At 36.9% G+C, this 6,781-nt stretch carries 9 protein-coding genes and 2 pseudogenes; 3 read left to right on the plus strand and 8 right to left on the minus strand.

From position 1 onward, the window contains the following. Positions 1-2,036: tetratricopeptide repeat-containing diguanylate cyclase (locus tag PVK70_RS18305; protein WP_274441701.1), on the plus strand; the 2,036-nt coding region annotated here is incomplete at its 5' end. A 64-nt stretch (positions 2,037-2,100) separates the two neighbouring features. Here the strand turns inward: PVK70_RS18305 and PVK70_RS18310 are convergent. The 7 genes and pseudogenes from PVK70_RS18310 to PVK70_RS18340 form a co-directional block, all read right to left on the minus strand. Then, entirely contained in the window at positions 2,101-2,496 is a 396-nt protein-coding gene (locus PVK70_RS18310; protein WP_130049399.1) for an ACT domain-containing protein, read from the minus strand. Positions 2,497-2,613: 117 nt separating this feature from the next. Continuing rightward, positions 2,614-3,078: a hypothetical protein gene (locus PVK70_RS18315; protein ID WP_130049400.1), complete on the minus strand. Its 465-nt coding sequence runs from the start codon at positions 3,076-3,078 to the stop codon at positions 2,614-2,616. 195 nt (positions 3,079-3,273) lie between these two features. Beyond that, a complete protein-coding gene (locus PVK70_RS18320) occupies positions 3,274-3,693 on the minus strand; it encodes a GNAT family N-acetyltransferase (protein WP_274441702.1) in 420 nt (139 codons plus the stop codon). A 164-nt stretch (positions 3,694-3,857) separates the two neighbouring features. After that, a pseudogene (locus PVK70_RS18325) lies at positions 3,858-3,965 on the minus strand (transcriptional regulator); the annotation flags it as partial. Positions 3,966-4,000: 35 nt separating this feature from the next. After that, entirely contained in the window at positions 4,001-4,453 is a 453-nt protein-coding gene (locus PVK70_RS18330) for an NUDIX hydrolase (protein WP_130049401.1), read from the minus strand. Between the two features lie 20 nt (positions 4,454-4,473). After that, positions 4,474-4,545, minus strand: a pseudogene (locus PVK70_RS18335) (YnfA family protein); the annotation flags it as partial. Positions 4,546-4,579: 34 nt separating this feature from the next. Beyond that, on the minus strand, positions 4,580-4,939 hold the full coding sequence (locus tag PVK70_RS18340; RefSeq protein WP_045102016.1) for a VOC family protein: 360 nt from the start codon (positions 4,937-4,939) through the stop codon (positions 4,580-4,582). A 146-nt stretch (positions 4,940-5,085) separates the two neighbouring features. Between PVK70_RS18340 and PVK70_RS18345 the strand changes: the two genes are divergently transcribed. Both PVK70_RS18345 and PVK70_RS18350 read left to right on the plus strand, forming a co-directional pair. Continuing rightward, a complete protein-coding gene (locus PVK70_RS18345; RefSeq protein ID WP_130049402.1) occupies positions 5,086-5,358 on the plus strand; it encodes a type II toxin-antitoxin system TacA family antitoxin in 273 nt (90 codons plus the stop codon). After that, positions 5,355-5,861 carry a GNAT family N-acetyltransferase gene (locus tag PVK70_RS18350; protein WP_207216426.1) on the plus strand — a complete coding sequence of 169 codons (507 nt, stop codon included), beginning with the start codon at positions 5,355-5,357 and terminating at the stop codon, positions 5,859-5,861. Before PVK70_RS18345 ends, PVK70_RS18350 begins: the two co-directional genes overlap by 4 nt. 210 nt (positions 5,862-6,071) lie before the next feature. Here PVK70_RS18350 and PVK70_RS18355 read toward each other — a convergent pair whose 3' ends face one another. Next, on the minus strand, positions 6,072-6,602 hold the full coding sequence (locus PVK70_RS18355) for a GNAT family N-acetyltransferase (protein ID WP_130049404.1): 531 nt from the start codon (positions 6,600-6,602) through the stop codon (positions 6,072-6,074). Positions 6,603-6,781: the final 179 nt, after the last annotated feature.

Below are 6,781 nucleotides of genomic sequence, written 5' to 3' on the forward strand. Positions count from 1 at the left end.
CCTGTTTAACAGCTACGCTGATTTCTATAATCTTGATTCTTGTTCTTTCTATTAGCCTTTTATCGAAAGATATACCTGTAAATTCATCTAAAGAATCGCCTTCAATCAAAAAAGCCATTGAGTTAATCCTTAATATTCAGTCAGCCCGCCGCGGGGAACATCTTGATTTTTTAGTCTCTGTTATCTCTCAGCCCCCGACATTACAAACAAAAGAATCAGATATCTTCTATATTGAATTTCTTAAAGGCTATATAGCTTCAGCTAACAACCAATTTGAACTGGCTGAAAAACATTTTAATTATGCTAAGCAATACATATATACAGATCTTCCTGCACATGTACTCTCTCGTTTTTATTATGAAAGAAGTTATATTGAAATAGAGCAAAAACAGTACGAAAGATCGAAACTTAGCTACCAAAATGCAGAAAGTTTATTCAATTCAAACCAAGATTATAGCGATACCTTTATCTCGATCTCATTAGGTCGAACTTATGATCTTGCTCATGTTGAAAAAGGAAGCTTACTCAGCATTCAACAAGCTCAAAAAACACTCGAATTCGCACAAGAAATCAAATACCCAGAAATGGAGCGAGTCTATTTCATTCTTGGCCTTTCTTATTGGAACAACAATCAAACCATTCTAGGCATTAATTTTAAATTAAAAGCGCTAAATATTTACATAGAGAAAGAACAATATAGCGATATCGTTTATACCTTAACGGACATTGGCATCGATTATCTTTTTTTAAAAAACTATGACGAAGCGATTCGCCAATTGACGCAAGCACTTGAGTATCAAAATAAAAATAACAACACAGAACCTAGTGAAGCCTATTACATCGTATATAAGCTTTATAGTGCCTACCTTCAAATCAATGATATGGCAAATGCAAAGTATTATTTAGATGAAGCAGAGAGACTTCTTAAAGCACAAAGTGACTCTATTGTTAAAGAAAACTTCCAAACAAACCAATTATTACTAGAAGCTGAGTACCTTTCGATTACCGGAAAAGCAAAAGAAGCACTTATGCTACTAACACAAGCCAGTGAACGTCACGCAAATGGGCTTTCAAACAGCTTTTATCACTTTGATGTCACCTTATATAATGCTTACGGTAAGGTTTACAATCATTTAGGTTTATATGATGATTCTATTCATCACCACACTTTAGCAAAAGAGGCGATTCAAAAGCGTAAACTCTTTTACCTAGAAGATGAAACATATTGCTATTTATATGATGCCTACCTGCAACAAAAAGACTACCAAAAAGCCGTTTTCTATTTAGAAAAAAGCCACGCGGTAAAGGCGAAGCAGTTGAATGATAATAACCAAGCACAAACTCAATTTTTACTTCACTCTTTTGATAATAAAAAGAAAGAAAGTAGAATTTTAGAACTTGAAAAAAACGCCAATAAGATAATGTTCTTTTCTGGTTTGCTACTTTGTATTCTTGTCGTTATCGCTATTTTTGTTCGAATTTTGTTCAGCAAAAACAAAAAAATCAATGCCCTTAATATTAAATTACATGAGCTTAGTTTAACCGACGGTTTAACAGCAGTACCAAATAGAAGAGCATTAGAATTGCACTTCTTAGAGAACAAGCAAGATGTAACTATTCGCTCTGTCATGATGATAGACATAGATTACTTTAAAAATTACAACGACACCTATGGTCATAAAAAAGGTGATGAAGCATTAATCGCTGTCGCTAAAGCGTTAAAAGAAAGCTGTAGAGAGAATGATTTTCTCGCTCGATTTGGTGGTGAAGAGTTTATTATTGTAATGAAGGATACCAATAAAGCAGAATCAATAAAGATTGCCGAAAACATTCAAGCCAGTGTCGCGTCTTTATCTATTCCTCATAAGAACTCTGATGTGTCTTCTTTTATTACCTTAAGCATGGGGATTACAACCTACTCTGTTAATAAAGAAGATAGTGCTAATAATGAAAAGGCGATCATCAAAGCAGATAAGGCGTTGTACTATTCGAAGAACAATGGCAGGAATCAAAATACCCACTTTTATGATATTTGAATAGACATTGCATCCTCCATGAAACATAGCCACTGTATTAAGTCGTGCTCGTTGTGAATCAGTCTTAAGCGCTGAACTCCTCTAACGCAGATACGGCCTCTTCTGCTTTGCTAGTTTGAACAAAAATATGATCGTGATAATAAGCTGCGATGACATTCGCACTAATGCCCTTTGATGCTAACTTACTTGCGACAGCGGCGGTCAGGCCAACGGCTTCCAAGCTTGAGTGAACAGTTAATGTGATTTGACTGTAGGAACCTTCAAACGATAACCCATTGGTCTCTGCCACTGACTTTTCAAGAACGAGAGTTAACCCTTCAGGTTCAAAAAATATCGCGATTGGGTTTAACCCAATATACTCTTTGAGTCCGCCTGAGACTGTACAAAACACGAACTCAGCAGCAAGTAACTTTGGGCTCATCGAACGCAATAATTCATCTAAATCTGTAATACCTGCCATGTGTCAGCTCTCCTTATATGCGTTAGGCGTTAGGCGTTAGGCGTTAAATTAAGCACCTTATTATGTCTTTTAATTCGTAGGGATACCATAATTGTAATCGTTAACTTTCTATTTCAATTATTCACACCAATCATCACTTGCTACCGGACTAGAATAGTCTCTTTGTTCACCTTCTATTGATATTTTTTTACCGTTGTTAAATTCATACAAGTAGGCAACACATCCCTTATAAGAAGAAACCATTAATACCTCATAAACACCATTTATTTTAGGGGTAAATGTTGCAGTAATAGAACAAGATTTCCCACCATTATAATCATCAAATCCATACCCAAATGTAAAACTTTGCTTTTCACCCCCTAAGAGAGTTAATTCTTTATATGAAAGTCTATCCACTTTACCGGCATTCTGTTTTCCAGTACAAAACTGTGCATCTTTATATATAAAAATTTCAGCATCACCTCTTCCTTGATTGGAAAATTTAATTGTTGCTACATTATTAGATATTGGCTCATCGTAAGGAGTCGACACACAGCCAGTTAACGTTAAAAGGAAAACTAACTTAAACAATCGAGAAAACATATAAATCACCTGTAATATAATAAGAGAATGACCTATCAACTTATGAAGATCATAATGTGTTTGGTTATCTTACAATCTGACTATTAATTTTATCGATATAAAAGTGTGAACTCGTTCGAATATATAGTTCAATATAACAAGGGAAATTGATGACTTAAATAAAAGAAAACGCTGCATTAAGGAGTGAGCAACGCGTTAGGCTGATAGCTCTTTGACTAACTCGATATCATTGAGGACAACGTCATTTGCACGCTCTTTATTGGTTTCCCCTGTGGGAGCAAAACCTTGCTTTATATAGAAATTTAATGCACGTTCATTGCTATCAAGTGCCCACAACGAAATCTTTTTTGCTTTCAATATACGGAGCATGTCCTCACACTCATCGTAAAGCTCCTGACCAATGCCAGTAGCAATTTTGTCAGGGTCGATATAAATCGAACTCAGTTCATATACATCAGTGCCTTTCAAATATTTAGGCTGTCCAAAGCACAAGAAACCAGTCAATCTGCCGTCACAATCCGCAACAAGAACTTCTGCTAGATTTCGTTCTATTGTGTTTAACCATAATTTCCGACGTTTTTCTAATGTATAGCTTTCGATAAAACGTTGAGGCATCAACCCACTGTACGCATATGCCCATGAGTTGACGTGTATATTTGCAATTTTTTCGACATCGCTTGGTAATGCCTTTCGAACTCTAAAATTCATGATTTCCCCATCTGCTTAACGCCGCGTTAAGTAATACCAGCAATAGTTTGTTCCCACATTGCCATCAATTTTACTCGATTACTGTGAATGTGAGTTTTGAGAGTAACTTTACCCTCTGAATGCTCTTTAGCTTCAACAAGAGCTGAACTTGACTCTGAAAATAGATCACGATTGCTCATTACGCCATGCCACCATAAAAGATTTTAAGTGTTTCTTAGCCAGCATCTACCCGATAAAGCGTATTGACTGGCTTTTCTACAAAATACGACCACACATGCTTAAACACTGCGTGTTGATTTGGAAATGGGGCCAACTCTAGCGCGTCTTCTAAACTACACCACTTATATTCTGTGTGTTCTTCATTTAGCACCACTTCTTGCTCTGGTGGGCACATCACAACGAAAACAGGGATAAGCTGAATTACATGCACACTCGCTTCATAAAACTGCTCTAAAAACTGAGCATTATATAGGTTTGACACTTCAATTTGAGTCTCTTCCTTAAACTCACGAACGATAGCATCAATGCCAGTTTCATCTTCTTCAATTGAGCCTGCAACATGACACCAAAAGCCACCTTTGACTCTTTTCATGAGTAGTATTTTCACTTCGCCATCAATTTTAGATAATGCCACGCCTGACACTATTGATGTATTTAATGGGATCATATTAACCTCTTAAAGTGTTGTTATGTGGTTCTTGGGGAGAACATTATGACTGCCATTCCTAGTATCGCTACTAAAGCACCTACAATATCCCATAAGCTAGGACGAAGCCATCTACATCCTTATTTGTTATATGCGAGCTTCCGACCAAACTGCGAACTCATTGCCGCTTGGCTCTAGAAAGTGAAAACGACAGCCACCAGGAAACTCAAATATAGGACGAATGATTTCACCATCACTTTGAACAACTTTACTCAATGTAGATTCGATATCCGCACTGTAAAAGACCAAAAGAGCCCCGCCAGAATTTGTCTGGCTGCAAGAATCTGCCTTAAAGAAACCACCGTCTAAACCCTGATTGGAAAACGCTGAATATTCCGGACCATAATCGACAAAATTCCAACCAAAAACTGAAGAGAAAAATGATTTAGTTGATTCTAAGTCCTTTGCACCAAACTCTACATAATTTAGTTTTTCATGCTGATTCATTTCGTACCCCTTTCTGATTTCCCCGAGCGTGGTAAGTTGTGTTAATGCATTTGCTAATTGCGTGCCAAAGTGACACAAAACTTGTCATCGTATAATAATTAAACTAGAATTCACTTGTGCCACTTTGACACTGAATGGAGATTATTATGGCTACTGCATTACCTCGTATTACAGCACGTGTAGATATTGATACACAAGAACTACTGTCTCAAGCTGCGGCTATTGCCGGTATGTCTAGCATTAACTCATTTGTGCTTAGTGCAGCTGTAGAAAAAGCAACAACTATTATGGAACGTGAACGTGCCTTACAACTAAGTCAACAAGATGCTATGAGTTTAATGACTGCGTTAGACCAACCAGCCAAACCAAATAGCAAGTTACAAAAAGCCGCTTCACGTTATATGAATAAAACTCAATAATGAATACTGTCCAATTAGAAAAAGCTAAACATGACCGAAACCGTTTTGATTGTGGTATTACCGCACTCAATAATTACTTGAAAGTTATGGCAAGCCAACAAGCTAAGAAAGGCAATACTCGTACCTTTGTTCTTGAAGATAAACAATGTCCTGATCACATTATTGGTTATTACACATTAACAATGACACCAATTGATATTCAGGATTTACCTCCTAAATTACAGAAGAAACATCACAGTGTAACTTCTGGTGGTTTGATTGCCCGCTTAGCCGTTGACCATAGATACAAAGGTCAGGGGTTCGGTGAATGGCTTTTGATTGATGCACTTAGAAAGCTATTAATGGCAAGTGAAACAGTCGCCTTCCCTGTTGTCATAGTTGACGCAAAAGATGGGGCTGAATCTTTCTATGAAAAATACGGTTTTACTGCGTTCAAAGACGCTGATAACAAACTGTTTATTACAATTGCAGACATTAGAGCCAGTATCGGTGAATTAATTTAAACCGAGAACCAGTTAACGAGACTGTAGGATTTCTCCCTCGCCCATTCTCAACCAAGATCCTATCCACCTTTCATCATAATAGAAGCTTGAACACACCAATAAGTAATCTCCCTGAGCTTGGAAGTATTAGTAGTAATAAGAAAGCCTCAGCTTGAGGGGAAACTCCAAAACTGAGTTATTGACACCATAGTCGTTTGTTATAATTTGTGGTTAAGACAATACACATTCGTAGAAAGTGACGCCATTGCTACCCTCTTGAGTTGCAACAAAACCAACTTTTTCAAGTAACTTTGCCGAAACTACATTTCCAATATCTACACCACCAATAAGTTTTTCTACTAATTGGTTATCACGACAGCTTTTAAGTAAACCAAATAATAACTCACTACCGTAACCTTGATGCCAACTAGATTCAGCTAATAGATAACCTAAATGAGCTGTAGCATTATCTGATTCATAAAGGAAAACGAAACCAATAATCGGGTCAAAACCTTTACGTTTAACTGAAAACAAATGGCTTTCTGATACCATTTTCAAAAGCCAGATTTCAGCATCCGATTCAGTATTAATATCATGAAAATATGGAGGTAATGATTCAACAACTGAGGGAGAAAGTAAGCTAACAATTTCAAACAATAACTGTGATTTCAGCAATCCTGACGCCAAATAAGAGTCAACGTTTTCAACCTCAAGTCTCGTTGTCGTAAATGCTATAGATTTCAACTTTGAGCTATTAATCATATTGTTACCTTAAAAAATTATAACGCCCCGCTAAGGAGTGAAGCACGCTACCACAACACTCAATGAGAACACTGTAAACACTGAACTAGACCCAAACCAAAAGTGCCAAGCGTGCAAAATCATTACATTATAACACTACAGCATACTGCATCGGGTTATATTCAGATTGACTAGTGCAT

It is taken from the genome of Aliivibrio sp. A6 (genome assembly GCF_028765505.1).
Lineage (GTDB): Bacteria > Pseudomonadota > Gammaproteobacteria > Enterobacterales > Vibrionaceae > Aliivibrio > Aliivibrio finisterrensis_A.